This is a genomic window from Aneurinibacillus sp. Ricciae_BoGa-3 (assembly GCF_028421645.1).
Taxonomy (GTDB): Bacteria; Bacillota; Bacilli; order Aneurinibacillales; family Aneurinibacillaceae; genus Aneurinibacillus_B.
In genome coordinates this window covers 3948955-3969043 of record NZ_CP116887.1, presented here as the reverse complement: position 1 = coordinate 3969043, position 20089 = coordinate 3948955, and the positions used below count along the sequence as shown (strand labels likewise).

Sequence of the window (20089 nt, the reverse complement as noted above, 5' to 3'; positions counted from 1 at the left end):
TTCTGAAACATTCTGTAGCTTTATCATGAACCGACAAAAGGGAAAAGCTGGCTAATAAAGAAAGTGCTCATAACCTGAAAAAAACTCACGCCGCTTTTCCCAGTGCCGCATAATCAAGGAGAGGTAATACTCCACCCGACTGGCCCGGAATCCTTTTTTCTTGTCGTACAAGCCGCAGACTTCCCGCAAGTAGTTATCTGGAAAGCGAAGGAGCAAAAAGATAAGCGCTGCATCCTGCTCAGAAAGCGGCCGGATGGCACTGTAGGCATTAATGATGGCATCAAAAAGATCCAAATCCCATTCTTGCTGCACCATCACCCGGCTGACAAACTGGGAAAGATCCGCGATCGGTGTATCATAAGCAGCGGTATCCAGGTCAATAAGAGTGGCTCGCCCGGGCTTTCCGATGATAAAGTTATGGCTGGCGACATCTCTATGGATAACATGAAGATTCGAAATAGAACGGTAGTATTCCTGTGTAAGTGTAGAACGCCCCGCTATTATATAAGCGTAACGGGCTTCACGGAGTATAGCGTGGGATGCGGATTGAATCAAGCGCTCCAGCCGTCCATTTTGCCCGGTTCTCTTGATCTCAGACACAATCTGCTGGAACCGTTCGGTCCGCATGCTCCACTTAGACAGCAGCGGTATATTTCGCTCAGGCTCGGGTCCTCCTTTAATGTAAGCGGAAAGCTGGTGGAACCGTGCAAGTGTTCGGGTGGCTAACAAAATATCCTGCCTGTCAAAATAACTTGCGCTGCGACCGCTTTCCTTTCGCATGACGGTATAAGTCGTACCGTTCCAGGTGAAATAGGGAAAACCATCCCGCGTGTAAAGGTATTCAGTGACGTCTTGCATGCCGCGTGAAAGCAGGGTTTGGGATAAATGGGTAACCCACTGGGCTCGTTTGCTGCTTCGGTAGCCCTTTATCACCACACTTCCTTTATTGGAATTGCCGATTAGGACGACCTGCTTTTTTATTAACCCGCTAACTTTTAGCCCGAACGCTTTTTCGACCCTGCTGATAAAATCCTGCATCAGCTATTCCCCCATCTATTTACAAAATTTGGCTGAAGACAGGCCGTTACGCAGGCAGTCAACCAAGTTGCTTTTATGTGTATAAGAAAGTAAGGGGCTACTCTTGTGAGCCCCTTTTTCCATTAACCATTAGCAGGAAGAACTTTCGTGCTTAAGTTTCTTTTTCTTCTTAAACCCATGATGGTAGGGCATCGAACCCTGGGGGTAGAATGGCTGACCAGGAAAATGCTGGCCTCCCTGTGATGGGTAGGCGAACGGATTCATCATTTGGGCCGGTGAAACAGGAAAGTGCTCATAGGATTCCATGCCAGGTGCACCCGGTTGTGCCTGACCGCCATAATACGGCGCTTGCTGTGAGGCGTAAGGCCACGGCATGCCATATTTATTCCCTTTTTTGCCTCCTCCGGCATAAGATGAATCCGAGCTTTCTACCCCGACAGACTCTTCACATTCAATGGATTCTTTTACATTAACATTTGGCATGTGCTGCATTGGCAACTGCTGCGACGGCATGGCATATTGCGGCATCATTGTAGGCACCTGGGCAAAAGGCAGTTGGACGTTGGGCATCATAGCCGGTGACTGCGCCGTTGGAAGTTGGACGTTAGGCATCATAGCCGGTGACTGTGCCGTTGGCAGCTGAGCGTTAGGTGACATTGCCGGCAACTGAGCCGTTGGCATAGGTATTTGGTTAAACGGTCCCTGAGTGAACGGCTGATTCATGGTTGGAAGCTGTACCTGCGGCATAGAGAGGAACGGAGTTTGTTGCATAGTTGGTAATTGTGCCTGCGGCATGTATGCTCCATATGCCGGGTAAGGCATCTCATATGTGCTGGAGCTGCTGTCTCCATAATGATCCTCCTGGGCAGCAGGCATTTGCTGGAACATCGGACTTTGCGGAAAGTTAGTTCCTTTGTTTTGCATCATCGGTGAATAGATGTTCTCCATGGCAAAAGGAGCTTCAACATGAAAAGGCATCGGGCATAACGGCATCGTATACATTGGAAGCAATGGTAACGGCATCGGGTGTGGCATCATCGGGCCGGCAGCCTGGGCTTTTGGCGGCACAGGAGCGTAATTCCCTTTCATGAAAGGTGCCTGAGCAGTTGGCGGCAGAGAAACGTTCGGCCCTGTCGAGATAGGTGCCTGAGCAGTTGGCGGCAGAGAAACGTTCGGCCCTGTCGAGATAGGCGCCTGAGCAGTTGGTGGCAGAGAAACGTTCGGCCCTGTCGAGATAGGCGCCTGAGCAGTTGGCGGCAGAGTAACATTAGGCCCTGTCGAGATAGGCGCCTGAGCAGTTGGCGGCAGAGTAACATTAGGCCCTTTCATGATAGGCGCCTGAGCTGTAGGTGGCAGAGTAACATTAGGCCCTTTCATGGTAGGCGCCTGAGCTGTGGGCTGTAAAGGCGCGCTTGGTGCAGCCTTGCTGGGAGCCGGAGCCATTGACGGTGCAGGTGCGTTTGAAGATTTCGTCACCGGTCCAGTTTCAGCAGCCTGGGCTGTAGGTGCTGGCGTAGGCGCTGGCTGCTGAGCAGGTAATTCCGCTGCTGGCGGAGCGGGCGGCGGTGCAGGCATCCCCTTGCTTGGCACTGGCAATGTAACCGGACCCGGTTGTTTAGTTGCTTGCTCGGGCGCAGCCTTTGACATTGGATATTCTGCTGAAGGCAGCGGTGCATTTAGCTCAGCATTGGCATCCGCGCCATTCCCTGTACTGCTTCCGAAATCACTGCCTGTGCTGCTTCCGAAATCGCTGCCTGTGCTGGTCCCTAAATTTGAATGGGGAGACGTTGGAAGTTCAGCTTTAATATTAACGCCATCTGTCGGAATTTTAACCTTCATCCCCGGCATGATTTTATCCGGGTTCTTAATCTGCGCGTTAGCCTGTAGAAGTGTGGTGAAATCCACGCCGTATTTTTTGGCAATCTTCCACAGGGTATCACCCTTTTTTACGATATGGATCTTCATACGAAGCACCCTTCCTCTCTTCAAAATTACCCTAACATCGTATGCGCATCTGGGCGTTTTGCTACGATATTCTGAAAAGTACAGAATTTTTTGCATAAAAAATTCGGATCAGGAAAGGATAGAGAGAAAAAAGCAAAGTGGGGATTTCTAATGAAGTTTATTCATATAAAAGGTAAAATAACGATCTGGCTAGTAGCGATACTGTTGCTTTCCGGGTTTCTTTTGGTTGCCGTCCTGCAGGGTGCCTCCTGGATTAGAGGTGGAGCGGACAGGCAGGTAAATGTTCAGACGGTTCATGTCCTGCTGAAGAGAAGTTATCTTACAGGAGAAACAACGGAAGAGAGCCGCCAGGAATATGTGAATACCTCCGAAGATATTTTTAAGAAGTATCGCAATTGGAATTTCGTGTCCCAGCATGGGACAAACTTTACTTTTGAAATGAAAATGAATGATATTTCATCAAGAAGCAAGACAAAAGGATATTTTGGCGTCAACGACAAAGATGAGCTTACACTATATGAAGGGCAGCCGGAACAAGGAAAAGTAATCCAGACGTTTTTTCAGCTGGATACAAAAAAGTTAGAAACGAACCTGCCGCAGAAGGAAATTGAACGGCTACATAAAGGGATCCGCATCACCGATGTAGGGGAGTACAATTCCATTATTTCATCTTATAGTGAATTTGCGAGTGGGGAGAATGCGGAAGGCTGATGAATGCAGTAGCGGAGCCAGGAAGTTTATGGAATTGCGCATCCATTGCTTCGGGCTCTTTTTTTGGCATTGCCAGAGAAATGTATGTTCGTGTTTTTCAAGTTGGTGTACAATAGACAGATATAGTGTTATAAGGCAGGCGGGAGGATTTATTAAATGATTGATTTTATTGAGGGGACAATCGCCTATATTGAAGCAGATTGCATTATACTAAATGCAGGCGGGATCGGATACCGCATCTTTTCCGGAAATCCGTACAGCTACCGAGAAGAGCAGCAGCAAAAGGTACGGGTGTATACGCACCACTATGTAAGGGAGGATGCCATCTATTTGTATGGTTTCTCCAATCGGGAGGAGCGCGACTTGTTCCGCAAGCTGCTAGATGTATCAGGCATTGGCCCTAAAGGCGCTCTGGCTATAACGTCAGCGGGAACACCGGGGCAGATCATCTCCGCGATTGAGCTTGAGAATATTAACTTCCTTACGCGTTTCCCTGGGATAGGCAAGAAAACAGCGCAACGCATTATCCTGGATTTAAAAGATAAGGTGAAAGAATTAGCCCATATAAAAAAAACCGTGCGTGTCGTCGAAGGGCTTCCTAATGATGAAGAGATGTCTTTATTCCACGCTTTTGAAGAACCGAAGAAGGAAGCGGAAGAAGCCCTCCGTGCACTTGGCTACAGTGATGCGGAAGTCCAGAAAGTAATGAACAAACTTGAAGCGGAAGGCGCAGACCTGGCTTCTACCGATAAAATTATCAAGCGCGCTCTCCAGCTATTTTTAACGACCTGAGGAGGTATTCGCGGTGGATGAACGAATGATTTCGGCTCAGGTGCAGGACGAGGACTATATGGAATTCAGCCTCCGCCCTCGTTATCTGGCTGAGTATATTGGACAAAACCAGATTAAAGATAACCTGAAAGTTTTTATAGAAGCGGCCAAAATGCGCAGCGAAGCTCTGGACCATGTGCTCTTGTACGGGCCTCCGGGCCTGGGCAAAACCACGTTGTCTACCATCATTGCAAATGAAATGGGTGTAAATCTACGCACCACTTCGGGGCCGGCTATAGAACGGCCGGGAGACCTGGCAGCTATCCTGGCCGGCCTGTCCGAGGGGGATGTGCTGTTTATTGATGAAATTCACCGCCTCCATCGAAGTGTTGAAGAAGTGCTTTACCCTGCGATGGAGGATTTTGCGCTCGATATTGTGATCGGTAAAGGTCCGGGTGCCCGCTCGGTTAGGCTTGATCTGCCGCCTTTTACGTTAATTGGCGCAACAACCCGGGCCGGCATGCTGTCGGCGCCGCTGCGTGACCGATTCGGTGTGGTAAGCAGATTGGAGTACTACTCCGTTGATGAATTAGCTTACATTGTAACGCGTGCATCGGACATTCTGGATATTAAAGTAGTAGGGGAAGGTGCATCCGAAATTGCGCGGCGATCACGCGGAACCCCGCGGATAGCCAACCGGCTGTTAAAAAGGGTTCGCGATTTTGCCCAGGTGCAGGGAGACGGCATCATTACGGAATCGCTGGCCCGGGAGGCATTGGAGAGAATTCAGGTGGATAAGATGGGGCTGGACCACATCGACCATAAGCTGATCCTCGCCATCATGGACACGTTTGGCGGCGGACCTGTCGGTGTGGATACGCTGGCTGCAACGATCAGCGAGGAGACCGCCACCATTGAGGATATATGTGAGCCTTATCTTATGCAGATTGGCTTTTTAAAGCGGACACCGCGCGGGCGGATGGCGACAGCCATTGCTTATGCGTATTTTGGCCGGGAGGTGCCCATGGAATGAATCCGATAGCTAAAGGGATGATCATTCTCGGTGTGATTTTAATTGTAGCCGGGCTTCTGTGGCAGATAGGCGGGCGTTTTCTGCATCTTGGAAGATTGCCTGGCGATATCGTTGTGGAAAGGGAGAATTTCCGGTTTTATTTTCCGGTGGTAACAAGCATTCTTATAAGCGTCATTTTGTCGCTTGTTTTTTATTTGCTGCGATTTTTCCGGTAGTGTGAAGGAGAAGGTGTGAATGAGTGGCGATCAATTTTTATTGAATCAAAAAGAGTGGCGGATTATCGACCAGACGAAAACCCATCCGTCGTTTACGCCCCTTTATTCTTTTGCGATGGATGACACGCTGTGTGCATCTGTAAGCGAAGGGGTGAGCCCGGCCGTGATAAGGGGGTGGGTCCATCAGAACTTTGTTGTGCTCGGAAACAGGGACTACAGGCTTGCCCGTGTGCAGGAAGGCATGCAGTATCTGGCACAGGAAGGCTTTGAAGCAATCGTCCGCAATTCTGGCGGTGCCGCTGTTGTACTGGATGAAGGCGTGTTCAACCTGTCACTTGTTTTGCCGGCAGAGGGTGCGTTTTCAGCCATTAATGCCGGATACGATGCAATGGTGCGCCTTATCCGGCTGTTGCTTCAGCCTTATCAGGCCACAGTGGATACCGGCGAAATTCACGGCTCCTACTGTCCAGGCGATTATGACGTAAGCATAGGCGGGCGCAAATTCGGCGGATTAGCTCAGCGCAGGAGGAGGGGGGCGGTTGCGGTCCAGGCTTTCTTTCTTGTTAGCGGGAGCGGAGCGTCCCGCGCCAATATGGTTCGTGGATTCTATGAAAGGGCAGCAGGCGCTCACGATGAAGGATATCCTGTTGTCGTTTCTGATAGAGTGGCTTCGCTAGAGGAGTTACTGGCCGTGCCCCTCACTGTGGACGCACTTATGGCTAGTCTGCCTTCTATTTTAGAGAAACATGGAGCGTCTCTTTCATTCTCACAGCTTCTGCCTGATGAGACGCCAGAATTTAATAGAAACATTGAAAGGATGCAAGAGCGCAATCCTCATCTTCGTTAGAAAAGGCGCAGTGCACCGTAATTATCGACGGTTTATTGCGCCTTTTGTCATGAATTGCATCATATCCCTAGCAACTTTTTTATTATTTTAGCCATTAAGTGAAATCGGTTGGGTAATAGTAGCTATGTTTCTGGTAGAATGTACATAGAAAACTACCAATACATAGCAGAAAGGAATGGCGTTTGATGAAAGCAAGTCGGTTAGTCCTATTGTTGCTCTGCCTCTTTTTGAATCTGCCGTTTGCAGTAATCGCGCGTGCAGCAGAAAATCCGCAAATAATGAGGGTGGAAGTAACAGCGCCTTTTGGCTCGGCCGGCGCCATTCCTTCTACGATTAACTTTACCGTATTGGGAGATTATACGGCCGCCGATCAGACACTATCCACCGGCAGTAAATACGTAGTTACGGTTGAAAATGGAGCGCTCCAGCTCTATCAGATTGATAAGGATACGACGACTCCTATTTTAAAGGATCAAATTTCTATTATGCTGCAGCCCGCAGGGGATGCCGGGAACAGCATGGTAGAATTAGACGGAAAAAAAGTTTACAAATACCGGGAAGGCATGCAGTTTATGCTTGCCGGCGGAGCTAATTCTTCCATTGTTCCAATAAATATAATAAGCGTGGAAAACTACTTAAAGGGTGTCGTTCCGACAGAGATGAGCGATTCTTGGGAACTGGAAGCTTTAAAGGCTCAGGCGGTCGCTGCCCGGACGTACGCGATTAGCGAGATGAAGTCGGTTAAAGGCGATGGCTATATAAATGATACGGTTAAATACCAGGCGTATCAGGGCGTAAACATTGAAGGCGATCATGCGAACCAGGCAGTAGACAGCACTCAGGGTCAGGTGCTTACGTATAGCGGCAATTTGATATCTGCGCTCTACAGCGCGAGCAATGGCGGCTATACAGAAGCGTCGGAAAACGTCTGGAGCGGCAATGGAGCGCCCTACCTGATTGAAAAACAGGACCCGTATGACGCCAAAATCTCGCCGCATATGGGCTGGACGGTAACGCTGTCTGCTGCAGACATAGCGAAGAAGCTGGCGGCCGCCAATTTAAGTGTAGGAACCGTGCAGAACGTTCAATTGTTATCTTCCTATCCATCACAGCGGGTTGCAGACCTTGCCGTTGTCGGGGATAAAGGAACACAGCATATATCCAAGGATAGAGCCCGTACCGTTTTTGGCTTAAAAAGTGCGCTTTATACGATTACCACGCAAGGTGCGCAGCCGGCGGCGCCTGCAAAGGTAGCCATTAAGGGCAAAACAGGAACCGTGCAAAAGGCGCTCACTGGGTTAAGGGTTTATACCGCGCAGGGATTAAAAAATGTCACGTCAGCCGGCTCAGTTGTACAGGGAGCGAATCAGCGAATGGCTTACGCAAGCCAGCCTGCTGCGGGAAATGTCGTGTCGGTTACATTTACAGGCAGCGGGTGGGGCCACGGCGTCGGGATGAGCCAGTGGGGTGCCAGAGAGATGGCAAAAGAGGACAAGAACTATTTAGATATAACTGCTTTTTATTACCCAGGAGCCCAGCTTTCCCAAAATTACGGAAACTAGCGACCCTTTTCTTGCATAACAACCCAAAAATCGTTATTATAGATAACGTTGCTAAATCAATGATATAGAGGGATTGCCGTGAATCTTAATGATTTTGACTTTTACCTGCCTGAGTCGTTAATTGCCCAGAACCCGCTTCCGAACAGGACGGGCTCACGGCTGCTTGTACTTGATAAAAAGACCGGGGCTGTTCAACATAAGCAATTTACTGATTTGAAAAATTTCTTAAAAGCCGGCGACACGCTTGTGTTGAATAACACGAGGGTGATTCCTGCCCGGCTTTTTGGCATAAAAGAAGGGACGGGCGCGCATATCGAGGTTCTTCTGCTGAAACCGGTGGGCGAAGATCGCTGGGAGACGCTGGTGAAGCCGGGCAAACGTGTGCATCCGGGAAACCGAATCCAATTTGGAGACGGGCTTCTTACAGCGGAGTGCCTTGAAGAAACGGAAATTGGCGGCCGCCTAATGAAGTTTGAGTACGAAGGGATCTTTAACGAACTGCTTGAGCGATTGGGGGAGATGCCGCTCCCGCCATACATTAAAGCGCAGCTGGAGGACAAAGAGCGGTACCAGACCGTGTACGCTAAGCACAGCGGTTCAGCTGCCGCGCCGACAGCGGGCCTGCATTTTACAGAGGAGTACCTGGAAGAGCTCAAGCAAATGGGCGTTAATCTGGCGTTTGTCACCCTTCATGTTGGGCTTGGCACATTCCGCCCGGTTTCAGTAGAAGACGTGGAGAAGCACACGATGCACAGTGAATTCTACCGGCTCGATGAAGAAAATGCCCGCATGATAAACGAAACCAAGGCACGGGGAAACCGTGTTATCGCAGTAGGAACCACTTCCTGCCGGACCATTGAAACGATTGGCCATAAGCATGGCGGCGTTCTTAAACCGGAAGAGGGCTGGACCAGTATTTTTATTTATCCAGGATATCAGTTTAGTGTCATAGACGGCCTCCTTACGAATTTTCACCTGCCGAAGTCCACGCTTGTGATGCTCGTAAGCGCGCTGGCTGGCCGCGAAGCCATCTTGCATGCTTACAAGGAAGCCGTGGATGAGAAATATCGATTTTTCAGTTTCGGTGATGCCATGCTGATTATTTCGGAACAATAAAGGAAAATGCAAGCAGGAGGACGAAGAATTGGCTGTACGCTATGAATTAATCAAGACGTGTAAGCAAACCGGGGCGCGAATTGGCAAGCTGCATACACCGCATGGTACGATTGACACGCCAATATTTATGCCGGTGGGCACGCTGGCCACCGTTAAAACGATGAGCCCTGAGGAATTGAAGGAGATGGAGGCCCAGATTATTCTGAGCAATACGTATCATTTATTCCTGCGTCCCGGGCATGAGCTTGTCGAGGAGGCGGGCGGCCTCCACTCTTTCATGAACTGGGACCGCGCGATCTTAACAGATAGCGGCGGTTTCCAAGTGTTTAGCTTAAGCAATCTAAGGGAAATCGATGAGCATGGCGTATCTTTTCGTTCCCACCTGAATGGAGAGAAGCTGTTTATCAGTCCTGAGAAAGCCATGGAGATTCAAAATGCGCTGGGTGCCGATATTATTATGGCCTTTGATGAGTGTGCGCCTTATCCTGCGGAGCCTGATTATGTCAGGCCATCTATGGAACGCACCACCCGCTGGGCAGAACGCTGCCTGAAAGCCCATAAAAACCCGGATAAACAGGCCCTTTTTGGAATTGTGCAGGGTGGAATGTACCGGGAACTGCGGGAGCAGAGTGCGCGGGAGCTTACTTCGCTTGATTTTCCCGGGTATGCTATTGGGGGCCTCAGCGTTGGGGAGCCGCATTCGCTTATGTATGAGGTGCTCGACTACACAGTGCCATTATTGCCGGATAATAAACCGCGCTATTTGATGGGGGTTGGCTCTCCTGACGCCTTAATCGAAGGGGCAATGAGAGGCATAGACATGTTTGATTGTGTGCTGCCCACGAGGATTGCGCGCAATGGTACGTGCATGACAAGCCATGGGCGGCTCGTTATCCGAAATGCCAAATATGCCCGCGATTTTACACCGCTTGATCATCACTGTGACTGCTATACATGCCGCAACTTTACGCGCGCTTATATCCGCCATCTTTTAAAATGTGATGAGATTTTTGGTATACGATTAACCACTTACCACAATCTTTACTTCTTGCTCAATTTAATGAAGCAGGTTCGCCAGGCCATAATGGAAGATAGGTTACTTGATTTCCGTGATGAATTTTTTGCACAGTACGGATTGAATGATTCACGGGGATTTTGAATATAGCTTATATATAATAAAAAGGACAAGTAGGAGGTAAACGATGGGTTCATTAACACAAATTATTCCCCTGATTTTAATGTTTGCGATTTTTTATTTTCTTTTAATCCGTCCGCAGCAAAAGCGGGCACGCCAGCGCAATGCGATGCTGGGACAGCTTAAGAAGGGCGATAAAATCGTAACGATCGGCGGTCTTCATGGTACCGTTGACTTAATTAACGAAGAAAACAACACCGTTGTAGTCAATGCCGGAGGGCAGAAGCTGACCTTTGATAAGGCGGCAGTAAACAGTGTTGCCGGGGAAAAAGCTCCAACAGTAGACACCGCTAAATCAGAAAAATAAGAAAAGCCTGCGGAAGCAATCTCCGCAGGCTTTTCCTTTGTAGTGTGTTTAACTCAGGCGTGATAATAACTTCTGTGAGGGGAAAGAAGAGAGCGGTATCGCCTGCGATGTCTTTCTATTACTTATGGGATAGGTTGACGCCGATAATGCCGCCCAGTGCCGCGATAGCGAAGGCAAGCGCCGCATAATAAAGATTATGAAGGCCGAATGCAGCATTGTAGCCAAGAAAGCTGAACAAAACGATACACAAATAATAAAGCAGGCCGGTCATGCCACCGTAATACCAGCCTTTTTCCCCTGCTCTCTTTCCTGATGTAAAGCCTCCCGAAAAAAGGGCCAGGATATTAAACGTGTACACAAAGGTGGGCAGTGAAGATTCTTTAACAGAGGAGAAGGCTAAAATAAGAGAAGTTAGAATGGATCCTGCCACAACAATGCACACCGCGTACATGATTCCAGAGAGAATTGGGGGCTTAAAACGCTCCACTTTAAACATGTCATCACCTCACTATTTGTACAATCTTATGAGGCATTTGGACGCTTTATTACCCCTGAAATGGCCGCTTTTCATTCCGCTAAATATAGGGGAATAAAAATCACTTTTATTCTGATTGAAACCGATACGTTTTTCTCGTATGATGGAAGGGCAGGACAAGTAACCTGCTCTTTTTTTACGCAAAAAATCTGCCGATCCATACAGGGGGTGACAATTGTGATAAAAACGTATTTTTATAATCATTCCGAGCAGACGATGCACCACGATGTTGATCTCAACAAAGTGGATGAATTCCTGCGCTCACCCGAAGATTTGCTGTGGATTGACCTATATGACGTTGGAAACGATGAACTGCACTACGTAGCCAATATTTTTAACTTTCACCCGCTGGCGATTGAGGATTGCCTGCATGTCAGCCCCCGGGCAAAGGTTGACGACTATGAGGACTACTATTTTTTCGTATTTCATGCTTTGCGGTATAACGAAGAAAGCGACACCGAGATTACAACGCTGGAATTAAATGTATTTCTTGGACCGAATTATATTGTAACCATTCATCGCAAGCCCATGCCTACCATCGGGCGCATCGCAGCTACCAGTCTGCGAAGCAAGCTGTATATGAATAAAGGGCCTGATTTTCTGCTCTATTCAATTGTTGACGGAATTACTGACGAATACTTTCCAATCATGGACCGGATCAGCGTCCGGATTGATGAACTTGAAGATGAGATTTATGAACACCAGGTCGAAGAAATTACAGAAGAGTTCCTTGCGCTGAAGCGTACGATTATTTTGATCAGGCGCGTTATTATTCCGCAAAAGCGGATTTTCGCTAATATTAACGGGCGTCTGTCCTTTGATATTCGCGAGGAGAACGCTCCGTTCTATATCGACCTGGTAGACCATCTGGAGCGAATTTCCGATTCGACAGAAACGTTCCGCGACCTCGTAAACGGTGCACTCGACACGTATTATTCCATTGTCAGCGCCAAAACAACAGAGACGATGCGCGTGCTTACGATTATTTCAACGATCATGATGCCCTTAACATTTGTGACAGGTTTAATGGGGATGAACGTGAAAATTCCTGGACAGCAGTGGGGATTGAGCTTTTGGGCGATTATCGCTTTCCTAATGGGAGTCACAGCAGTTATGCTGCTTTACTTCAAAAAGAAAAGATGGTTATGAGAAAAGACGCCTGCAGCTGTCGGGCGTCTTTTATGCGTGGACAAGAGAGCGGCATGGCACACGATGTTTTTGTCATCTTTTGGGAAAATAGGGTGCAAGCGTCTTTCCTATCCAGGGGATTCGCTGAACATCCTGGCTGCCCAGTACCTTGAGCCAGATTAAAAACAGCATATACACCAGAAGGGAAAGCGAACAACTAAGCGGCAAGGCGCTGCTTAACGGCATGCGGTTCGACCAGAAATGGCACATGTAGAACGCGATGTAACTTGACAGGCATACACTGGCAAGAACTTTTACGAAATCATTGAGTTGAAGGGTGAACCCGCTGATCTTGCTGATGCTAAAGAAATGAAGGAGCGTTACGGATAGCATACTGATATTAACAGAAAGCACAGCGCCATCGACCCCAAATTCAGGCCGGGAACAAAGAACAATGATAGCTGCTGTTTTTAGAAGCGCGCCAATAATGGTGTTTCGCATGCTGACATTGGCATAGTTTAATCCCTGAAGAGCTGCCTGAAGGGGCCCCTGGAAGTAGAGGAACAGCGAATAAGGCGCCATCATTTTAAGAAAGCGCCCAACCTGTTCGTCGTGGTACAGCAGGCTGGAGAGCGGCTCAGCGAATACAAAAAGCAGCGCCGCAAACGGTGCACCGGCTACAAGTGCGATGCGCAGCGACTGGTAGATGCGGCGATGCACAAGGGCGTAATTTTTCTGGGCAGCCGCTTCAGCTACAGCAGGAACGAGTGAGACGGATAGAGAATAGGTTATGAATGTTGGGAAAACAAGCAGGGGGATGGCCATTCCTGCCAGCTGTCCGTAGAAGCGGGTAGCAACACCTGCCGAAATACCGGCGAAAGCAAGGCTCTGGGCAACGACAATCGGCTCAATAAAAAAGGTTAGGGACCCTACAATGCGGCTTCCTGTTACCGGCATCGCAATGTCCAGCAATCCCTTAAACACCTCTTTATTCCTTGCCAGCACCCCCCGTAAGGTCCTTCGCTGTAAAAGGTTGGGGATGCGCTGCATGCGAAATTGGACAAGCAGGCTTAACATGCCGAACAGTTCTCCAATCACAACACCGGCCATGGCACCCGCGGAAGCATATTCTACCCCTTTTGGCATTAGCCAGCTTGCAAATATAATCACGGTAAACATCCGAACAACTTGTTCCACTACCTGGGAAGAAGCGGTAGGCATCATATTTTGCCTTCCTTGAAAATATCCGCGAAGTACGGAAGACACGGCGACGATAGGGACGATAGGGGCAATCGCGATTAATGAGTAGTAGGCCCGCTGGTCAGTTAAAAAGCGGTGTGAGATAATAGAAGCGCCAGCAATCATAACGGTCGTGAATACAATGCTGAGGATTGAAACGATCAAAAGGGATATTTGCAGGATGGATCGGATTTTATCCCGATCCTGGTTGGCCTCAGCTTCCGCAACCATTTTCGAGATGGCTATGTTGAGGCCAAATGTGGCGAGTGAAATAATTAGAATGAGCGTTGGTACAGCCATTTGGTAGAGCCCGAGTCCCTCTGCACCGATAATACGGGCAAGCATAACTCTATTGATGAAACCAAGTATTTTTACAATTAGTCCGGCTGCCACCAGCACAAGTGTCCCTTGAATAAATGATTTCTTCATCGGTGGTTCCTTCCCCTTTTTTGCGGCTTTAAAGCTAGCATATGCATGTACTTCTCTTAAACATGCCTGGAATGAAACAACAAATAGGATGGTGTACGCATATGGATAAAGGTTCGCTACAGCAGGAGATCGATTATTTATGCCAAATGAAAAAGAACGAATTTTCGATGCTCGGTTATGAAGAGGCCAATTCTGAAGAGATATGGGAGTGTGTGTCAAAAAAGTATAAGGAACTTCCACCGCTTCACAAGCTGGCCAACGATATTCTTTCATTGAAACCGGGAGAGTGGATGAACTGGGTAACCGTTCAAACCTATAAGGAAGATTTCTTCGCAAGAAAAGGCAAAACCAGGTAAAAGATAGTTTTGTTACAAGCAATTATTTTGTTGTATAATGACAAAGTGCGTGTAATAGCAACCAATCAGGAATAATGAGAGTAGAAGTCATAGGGCTTATAAGAGACTTGGCATGTGCCAAGTTTTCTAATGTTAAAGGAGGAAGTACGGTTCATGATTAAATGGAGTAGAATCGTGACCTTTCTCCTCGTTACGGTTATCATATTTGCTGTAGTTGCCACAACGGGGATGAAAGTAGCGAGTAATACAACGCTTGGGCTCGACCTTCGCGGCGGGTTCGAGATATTGTACGAGGTGTCGCCTCTGGATAAAGGGGATAAATTGACGAGCCAGACGCTTTCTGCGGCTGTTGCCGCAATCAATAAGCGGGTTAACGTGTTAGGAGTGTCCGAACCTGACCTTCAGGTAGAAGGAACAAACCGGATCCGTGTTCGCCTGGCGGGGGTTTATGACCAGGAAAAAGCACGCAGCATCATAGGCAAGCCAGCCAGACTTACGTTCCGGGATGCGAAAGGGAAAATCTTAATGGATGGCAGGGATCTGGCACCGGACGGAGCAGGGGTTTCGTTTGACCAGACTACCCAGCAGCCTATCGTAACGCTCAAATTTAAAAATCCGGATAAATTTGCGAATGTAACGCGCCAGTATCTTGGGCAGCCGGTAGGGATTTTTCTGGATGACAAGCTGATCACCGCTCCTCGAATCAGTTCTGTGATCCCAACCGGAAACGCGCAGATAGATGGACAGCGTTCCGTACAGGAAGCACAGGATCTTTCGAAGATTCTGAATGCCGGGGCTCTTCCGGTGCAGATGAAAGAAATTTATTCCACAAGCGTAGGCGCGAACCTCGGTTCCCAGGCGCTGCATGCTGGGATTGAAGCCGGTATTGTCGGTACGATTATCGTACTCGTGTTTATGATTTTGTTCTACCGCATGCCGGGTGTTGTGGCGTGCATTACGCTTGTTGCGTATATTTACCTCCTTATGCTGTTCCAGAATCTCATGCATGCTACGCTCACCCTGCCAGGTATCGCAGCCTTTATTCTTGGGGTTGGGATGGCGGTGGATGCCAATATCATTATGTACGAGCGCATTAAAGAAGAACTGCGCAGCGGAAAAACCATTCTGTCCGCGATGCGCGCAGGTTCACAGCGTTCGCTAAGCACGATTCTGGATGCCAACGTAACGAGCATAATCGGTGCCCTTGTACTGTTTTACTTCGGCTCTAGCTCAATTCGCGGATTTGCCGTTACGTTAATTCTGAGTATTGTAGTCAGCTTGATTACCGCTGTAGCCGGTTCACGGTTTATGCTGAATCTGGCCGTACGCTCCAATGCATTTAACAAGCCGTGGTTTTTCGGGGTAAAGGAGCGTGATATCCGTGATCTTTAAGAATTTCGACTTTGTTAGCCACCGTAAATGGTACTTTATTTTTTCCGGCGCTCTTGTAATAATCGGTTTAATCTCACTTTTAACAATGGGCCTTAATTTGGGCGTAGATTTCCAGAGTGGTTCGCGCGTTCAGGTTGCTGTTGGACAGCCGTTCGCTGAAAGTGATATTAAACAAGCTGCTGAGAAGATCGGCATGCATCCCGGCAGCATTACGACCGAGGGACAGAATAAAGACCAGGCCGTTCTTATGTTTCCGTCAACCATTACCAAAGATCAGTATGCCGCATTGAAGAAAGAAATGCAGGCTAAGTACGGAAGTAAGGTGGACATGCAGGAAAGCACGGTTAACCCGATGGTTGCCCGTGAACTGGCCCGTTCGGCTCTCTATTCTGTACTGTTTGCTGCGATCGGGATTGTCATTTATGTTACGATTCGATTTGAATTTAAATTTGCCATTTCGGCGATTATCGCGCTCCTGCATGACGTGCTGCTCGTTATTACGATGTTCAGCCTGTTCAGGATCGAGGTGGATCTGCCGTTTATCGCGGCTGTTCTCACGATCGTCGGCTATTCGATCCATGATAACATTATCATCTTTGACCGGATACGTGATAATCTGAAACATGCGAAACTGAAGACTGTGCAGGACGTGGAAGATCTCGTGAACAAAAGTATCCGTTCAACCTTTGTCCGGTCAATTAATACCGTTATAACCGTGTTAATCACAGCTCTCGCTCTTTATATATTCGGCGGTGATACCATTCGCCACTTTACGATAGCGTTAATCATCGGACTCGTATTTGGTGCGTATTCCTCTATCTTTATCGCCAGCCAAATCTGGGTTTCCTGGAAGGAATCCGAAATCAAAAAGAAGAAATCGGCCTAAACAGGCATAACCCAGCCGAAAACAAGGCTAACCGCTGCTCATTCTGGCAGCGGTATTTCTTTATCGTAGAAAGTATACATCGCTGAAATGCCTTGAGCGATTTTTTACATGGGACCTCCGGTCCCGAAACACCCAAGAAAAACATCGCGAGGCGCATGTCCGCACCCTTCTTTCCCCCTGTGGAGCGTTTGGAACGGAGGGCGGAAAAGACCGGCACCTGTCTCCATCGTTGAGATACCCAGATGTTTTGCCGGTCCGTCCGTCGTTCCACAAAGCGGCCGTAAAACTTCTATGAGGGGAAAGGAGAGAGCGGCATGGCCCGCGAAGTTTTTTCTCATTGTTCCTGCCAAGCCTGTCTTGTATAATATACGAGTATTAAAAGAGAGGTGGAAGACGCTTGTTACGGTCAAAGACACGCTGGATAATGGAGAAACAAGATGAGGACAAGGTTCTGGAACTTCAGCGCGAACTGCAACTATCACCACTGTTGGCAGGCCTTTTAACCAGCAGAGGGATCGATACACCGCAGAAGGCACGCAAGTTTCTTCACGGTGGTACAGCAGACTTCTATGACCCATTTCTTCTCAGCGGTATGGATAAAGCGATTAGCCGGACGAAGGAAGCGATACATCAGGGAGAACCTATCCTTATTTACGGGGACTATGACGCTGACGGTGTAACCAGCACCAGCATTATGATACATACCATGCGGTTGGCCGGTGCGACTTTTCAGTATTATATACCGAACCGCTTTACCGAGGGCTACGGCTTAAACGTGGAGGCACTTATCAAAGCGGCGGGAAACGGGTTTGGCCTTGTTATAACCGTCGATACTGGCATTAGCGCTGTTGAGGAAGTAGAGAAGGCAAAAGAGTTAGGCCTTGATATTATCATTACAGACCACCATGAGCCCCCGAGTGAGCTGCCGGATGCCTATGCGGTCGTCAATCCCAAGAAGCCGGGGTGTACCTATCCTTTTGATATGCTCGCCGGGGCAGGGGTTGCTTTCAAATTCGCCCATGCACTTCTTGGCGAGTTTCCGCATCAGCTGCTTGATATTGCAGCCATTGGAACGATAGCTGACCTGGTGCCACTTATTGATGAGAACCGTCTGATTGCTAAGCTGGGCCTTCAGGCGATTGACCAAACGGCTAACCCGGGTATCCAGGCACTGAAAAAAATATGCGGTGTTGAAGGGAAGTCGACCGCTTATGATATTGGTTTTGGCATGGGTCCGCGCATTAATGCTACTGGACGATTGGAAACCGCCGATCGGGCAGTGAAAATGCTTGTGACAGATAAACCGGAAGTGGCGGAGAAGTACGCGGAAGAATTGGACGCGCTGAACAAAGAACGGCAAGAGCTGGTTGAAAGCATAGCCGAGCAGGCCATTGCGATGGTGCTTGACATGCCGGAAGATGAGCGGAATGTTATCGTTGTGGCTGGTGAGGGCTGGAATGAAGGGGTAATTGGCATAGTCGCATCCCGCCTCGTAGAGAAGTTTTACAGGCCTTCAATCGTTCTTAGCATTCATGAAGACGGCTTGAAAGTGAAAGGTTCAGCTCGCAGCATTGCCGGGTTTAATATGTATGAAGCACTTGTAACGTGTGATGATATATTGCCCCACTACGGCGGCCATCCAATGGCTGCGGGCATGACGCTAGCTTTAGCTGATGTACCGGAGCTTCGGCAGCGCTTGAATCAGGTGGCAAGTGAATGGCTTACAGAGGAAGATTACACGCCTGTTACCCGGGTAGACGCGCAATGCAGCCTGCAGGATGCAAGCCTCGATACAATTGATCAGCTCCAGCTTCTCGCTCCATTTGGCATCGGAAACCCCAGCCCGCGGATTTTAATAGAGGAAGTGGAACTCGCGAATACACGGACAATCGGGCGGGATAAAAACCATCTCAAATGTGAGATCCGCCAGGGAGAGCATTCGCTTGATGGCATCGCTTTTAAGATGGCGGATATCATCACGGATCTTTCCTTAATGCCGGAAGTCAGATTGGTCGGCGAATTAAATGTGAATGAATGGAATAACACCCGGCGTCCGCAGATAACCATAAAGGATATCGAGGTTCCAGGCTTGCAAATTTTCGACTGGCGTGGCAGCCGCAGCAGGGAGGAGCGGCTTGATCAGCTGGATGGTGATGTACCCGCCGGCCTGTTTGTTTTCCGCAAGCATAACCTGGAAGCCCTGCAGCAAAAAAAGCCCCGCTGGCAGAACATCAAACTCTGCCCTGTTTCCACCGGGACGGGCGCTTTGGATGTGCGGTATATCATTTTGTATGATTTGCCCCGTTCGCTTGCGGAGCTTAAAAGCAGTCTCGCTGACTATGCTAATGCGGAGCGGATTTACTGTTTATTTAGCGAGGAGAAAAATGCCCTGCAAGCAATACCCTCGCGCGAACATTTTAAAGAGATTTATAAAGCAATGGCTCAGCATAAATTTGTAAAAAAACAGGATATTGCGCAGCTCGCCCGCGCAAAAGCGCTTGAACCGGGAGCCGCCGCCTTTATTCTTGCGGTGTTTGCTGAACTCGAGTTCCTGAATAAGAGTGAAGAGGGTTACCGGCTGGCTGATCAGCCGGCCAGAAGAGATTTAACTGAATCCTCTTTATACCAGCTGCAGCGGGAAACGCTTGAGCTGGAAACCGAGTTACTTTACTCATCCTATGCATCTTTACAGCAATTCATTAAACAGCGCTGTCTCAAGCAGGCAGCCCAGGAGGAAATGGTTCATGGACTTTAAAGAAAAAATCCGCGTGATTGAGAATTATCCGCAGGAGGGCATCAGCTTTAAAGATATTACAACGCTTTTGCAGGATGGGCCTGCCTACAAGGCTGCTATTGGGCAGCTGGCAGACTTCGCACGTGATAAAAAGGTAGATATTGTAGTGGGCCCTGAAGCGCGCGGCTTTGTCATTGGCTGCCCGATTGCCCTTGAATTAAATGCTGGATTTGCCCCTGTCCGCAAGAAGGGAAAGCTGCCTGCTGAAACCATTCAGGCGAGCTACAGCCTGGAATATGGCAGCGATGTGCTGGCGATGCATAAGGATGCGATTAAGCCAGGCCAGCGTGTGCTTATTGCCGATGACCTGCTTGCGACTGGCGGCACGATCAATACAACGATCGACCTTGTAAAGCAGCTCGGCGGTGAAATTGTAGGCCTTGCTTTCCTGATTGAGTTAGATCTTGGCGGCCGTGAAAAAATAGGCACCGGATACGATATTTTCTCCCTAATCAAGTACTAAATCATTACAGTAAAACAAATAGCCTGCCCCCATCTTTGTTTTCTAAGAAGGAGGCAGTTTTTTTTCGACACAAACCCCGTTATTCCTCTGTGCATCCCCTTTACTTT

The 20089-nt window shown here is 48.6% G+C and carries 19 protein-coding genes; 15 read left to right on the top strand and 4 right to left on the bottom strand.

Annotated features, from left to right (window positions below; genetic code table 11):
* Positions 1 to 51: 51 nt before the first annotated feature.
* Both PP175_RS20180 and safA read right to left on the bottom strand, forming a co-directional pair.
* Positions 52 to 1038 carry a phosphotransferase gene (locus PP175_RS20180; RefSeq protein WP_272440023.1) on the bottom strand — a complete coding sequence of 329 codons (987 nt, stop codon included), beginning with the start codon at positions 1036 to 1038 and terminating at the stop codon, positions 52 to 54.
* A gap of 129 nt (positions 1039 to 1167) precedes the next feature.
* Positions 1168 to 3003 (bottom strand): SafA/ExsA family spore coat assembly protein, encoded by a 1836-nt coding sequence (gene safA, locus PP175_RS20175; protein ID WP_272440022.1) that lies wholly within the window; start codon positions 3001 to 3003, stop codon positions 1168 to 1170.
* 150 nt (positions 3004 to 3153) lie between these two features.
* Here safA and PP175_RS20170 point away from each other — a divergent pair, with 150 nt between their 5' ends.
* The 9 genes from PP175_RS20170 (at position 3154) to yajC (ending at position 10760) form a co-directional block, all read left to right on the top strand.
* On the top strand, positions 3154 to 3714 hold the full coding sequence (locus tag PP175_RS20170) for a BofC C-terminal domain-containing protein (protein WP_272440021.1): 561 nt from the start codon (positions 3154 to 3156) through the stop codon (positions 3712 to 3714).
* 156 nt (positions 3715 to 3870) lie between these two features.
* Entirely contained in the window at positions 3871 to 4506 is a 636-nt protein-coding gene (gene ruvA / locus PP175_RS20165) for a Holliday junction branch migration protein RuvA (protein ID WP_272440020.1), read from the top strand.
* A gap of 25 nt (positions 4507 to 4531) precedes the next feature.
* Positions 4532 to 5518 (top strand): Holliday junction branch migration DNA helicase RuvB, encoded by a 987-nt coding sequence (gene ruvB / locus PP175_RS20160; RefSeq protein ID WP_442870488.1) that lies wholly within the window; start codon positions 4532 to 4534, stop codon positions 5516 to 5518.
* Complete coding sequence (locus tag PP175_RS20155; RefSeq protein ID WP_272440018.1) at positions 5515 to 5733, top strand: DUF2905 domain-containing protein; 219 nt, start codon at positions 5515 to 5517, stop codon at positions 5731 to 5733. Before ruvB ends, PP175_RS20155 begins: the two co-directional genes overlap by 4 nt.
* Positions 5734 to 5752: 19 nt before the next feature.
* Positions 5753 to 6580 (top strand): lipoate--protein ligase family protein, encoded by an 828-nt coding sequence (locus PP175_RS20150; protein WP_272440017.1) that lies wholly within the window; start codon positions 5753 to 5755, stop codon positions 6578 to 6580.
* A 185-nt stretch (positions 6581 to 6765) separates the two neighbouring features.
* On the top strand, positions 6766 to 8142 hold the full coding sequence (locus PP175_RS20145) for a SpoIID/LytB domain-containing protein (protein ID WP_272440016.1): 1377 nt from the start codon (positions 6766 to 6768) through the stop codon (positions 8140 to 8142).
* Positions 8143 to 8220: 78 nt separating this feature from the next.
* Positions 8221 to 9258, top strand: a complete 1038-nt coding sequence (gene queA / locus PP175_RS20140; RefSeq protein ID WP_272440015.1) for a tRNA preQ1(34) S-adenosylmethionine ribosyltransferase-isomerase QueA — start codon at positions 8221 to 8223, stop codon at positions 9256 to 9258.
* A 28-nt stretch (positions 9259 to 9286) separates the two neighbouring features.
* A complete protein-coding gene (gene tgt / locus PP175_RS20135; RefSeq protein ID WP_272440014.1) occupies positions 9287 to 10417 on the top strand; it encodes a tRNA guanosine(34) transglycosylase Tgt in 1131 nt (376 codons plus the stop codon).
* A gap of 43 nt (positions 10418 to 10460) precedes the next feature.
* Positions 10461 to 10760: a preprotein translocase subunit YajC gene (gene yajC, locus PP175_RS20130; RefSeq protein ID WP_272440013.1), complete on the top strand. Its 300-nt coding sequence runs from the start codon at positions 10461 to 10463 to the stop codon at positions 10758 to 10760.
* Positions 10761 to 10878: 118 nt separating this feature from the next.
* Here the strand turns inward: yajC and PP175_RS20125 are convergent, their stop codons facing one another.
* The gene (locus PP175_RS20125; RefSeq protein ID WP_272440012.1) at positions 10879 to 11256 is read right to left on the bottom strand and encodes a TIGR04086 family membrane protein; all 378 of its coding nucleotides are present in this window, start codon (positions 11254 to 11256) and stop codon (positions 10879 to 10881) included.
* Between the two features lie 216 nt (positions 11257 to 11472).
* Here PP175_RS20125 and corA point away from each other — a divergent pair, with 216 nt between their 5' ends.
* On the top strand, positions 11473 to 12444 hold the full coding sequence (gene corA / locus PP175_RS20120; RefSeq protein WP_272440011.1) for a magnesium/cobalt transporter CorA: 972 nt from the start codon (positions 11473 to 11475) through the stop codon (positions 12442 to 12444).
* Between the two features lie 72 nt (positions 12445 to 12516).
* On the opposite strand, the gene spoVB is transcribed toward corA, so the two are convergent.
* A complete protein-coding gene (gene spoVB / locus PP175_RS20115) occupies positions 12517 to 14091 on the bottom strand; it encodes a stage V sporulation protein B (RefSeq protein WP_272440010.1) in 1575 nt (524 codons plus the stop codon).
* 101 nt (positions 14092 to 14192) lie between these two features.
* Between spoVB and PP175_RS20110 the strand changes: the two genes are divergently transcribed.
* From PP175_RS20110 to PP175_RS20090, 5 genes are all read left to right on the top strand, one after another.
* Entirely contained in the window at positions 14193 to 14447 is a 255-nt protein-coding gene (locus PP175_RS20110) for a post-transcriptional regulator (protein WP_272440009.1), read from the top strand.
* 153 nt (positions 14448 to 14600) lie between these two features.
* A complete protein-coding gene (gene secD / locus PP175_RS20105) occupies positions 14601 to 15839 on the top strand; it encodes a protein translocase subunit SecD (RefSeq protein WP_272440008.1) in 1239 nt (412 codons plus the stop codon).
* Positions 15829 to 16725: a protein translocase subunit SecF gene (gene secF, locus PP175_RS20100; RefSeq protein ID WP_272440007.1), complete on the top strand. Its 897-nt coding sequence runs from the start codon at positions 15829 to 15831 to the stop codon at positions 16723 to 16725. Before secD ends, secF begins: the two co-directional genes overlap by 11 nt.
* A gap of 397 nt (positions 16726 to 17122) precedes the next feature.
* Positions 17123 to 19480, top strand: a complete 2358-nt coding sequence (gene recJ / locus PP175_RS20095) for a single-stranded-DNA-specific exonuclease RecJ (RefSeq protein WP_272440006.1) — start codon at positions 17123 to 17125, stop codon at positions 19478 to 19480.
* The gene (locus tag PP175_RS20090) at positions 19470 to 19982 is read left to right on the top strand and encodes an adenine phosphoribosyltransferase (RefSeq protein ID WP_272440005.1); all 513 of its coding nucleotides are present in this window, start codon (positions 19470 to 19472) and stop codon (positions 19980 to 19982) included. Before recJ ends, PP175_RS20090 begins: the two co-directional genes overlap by 11 nt.
* The last annotated feature ends 107 nt before the right edge of the window (positions 19983 to 20089 follow it).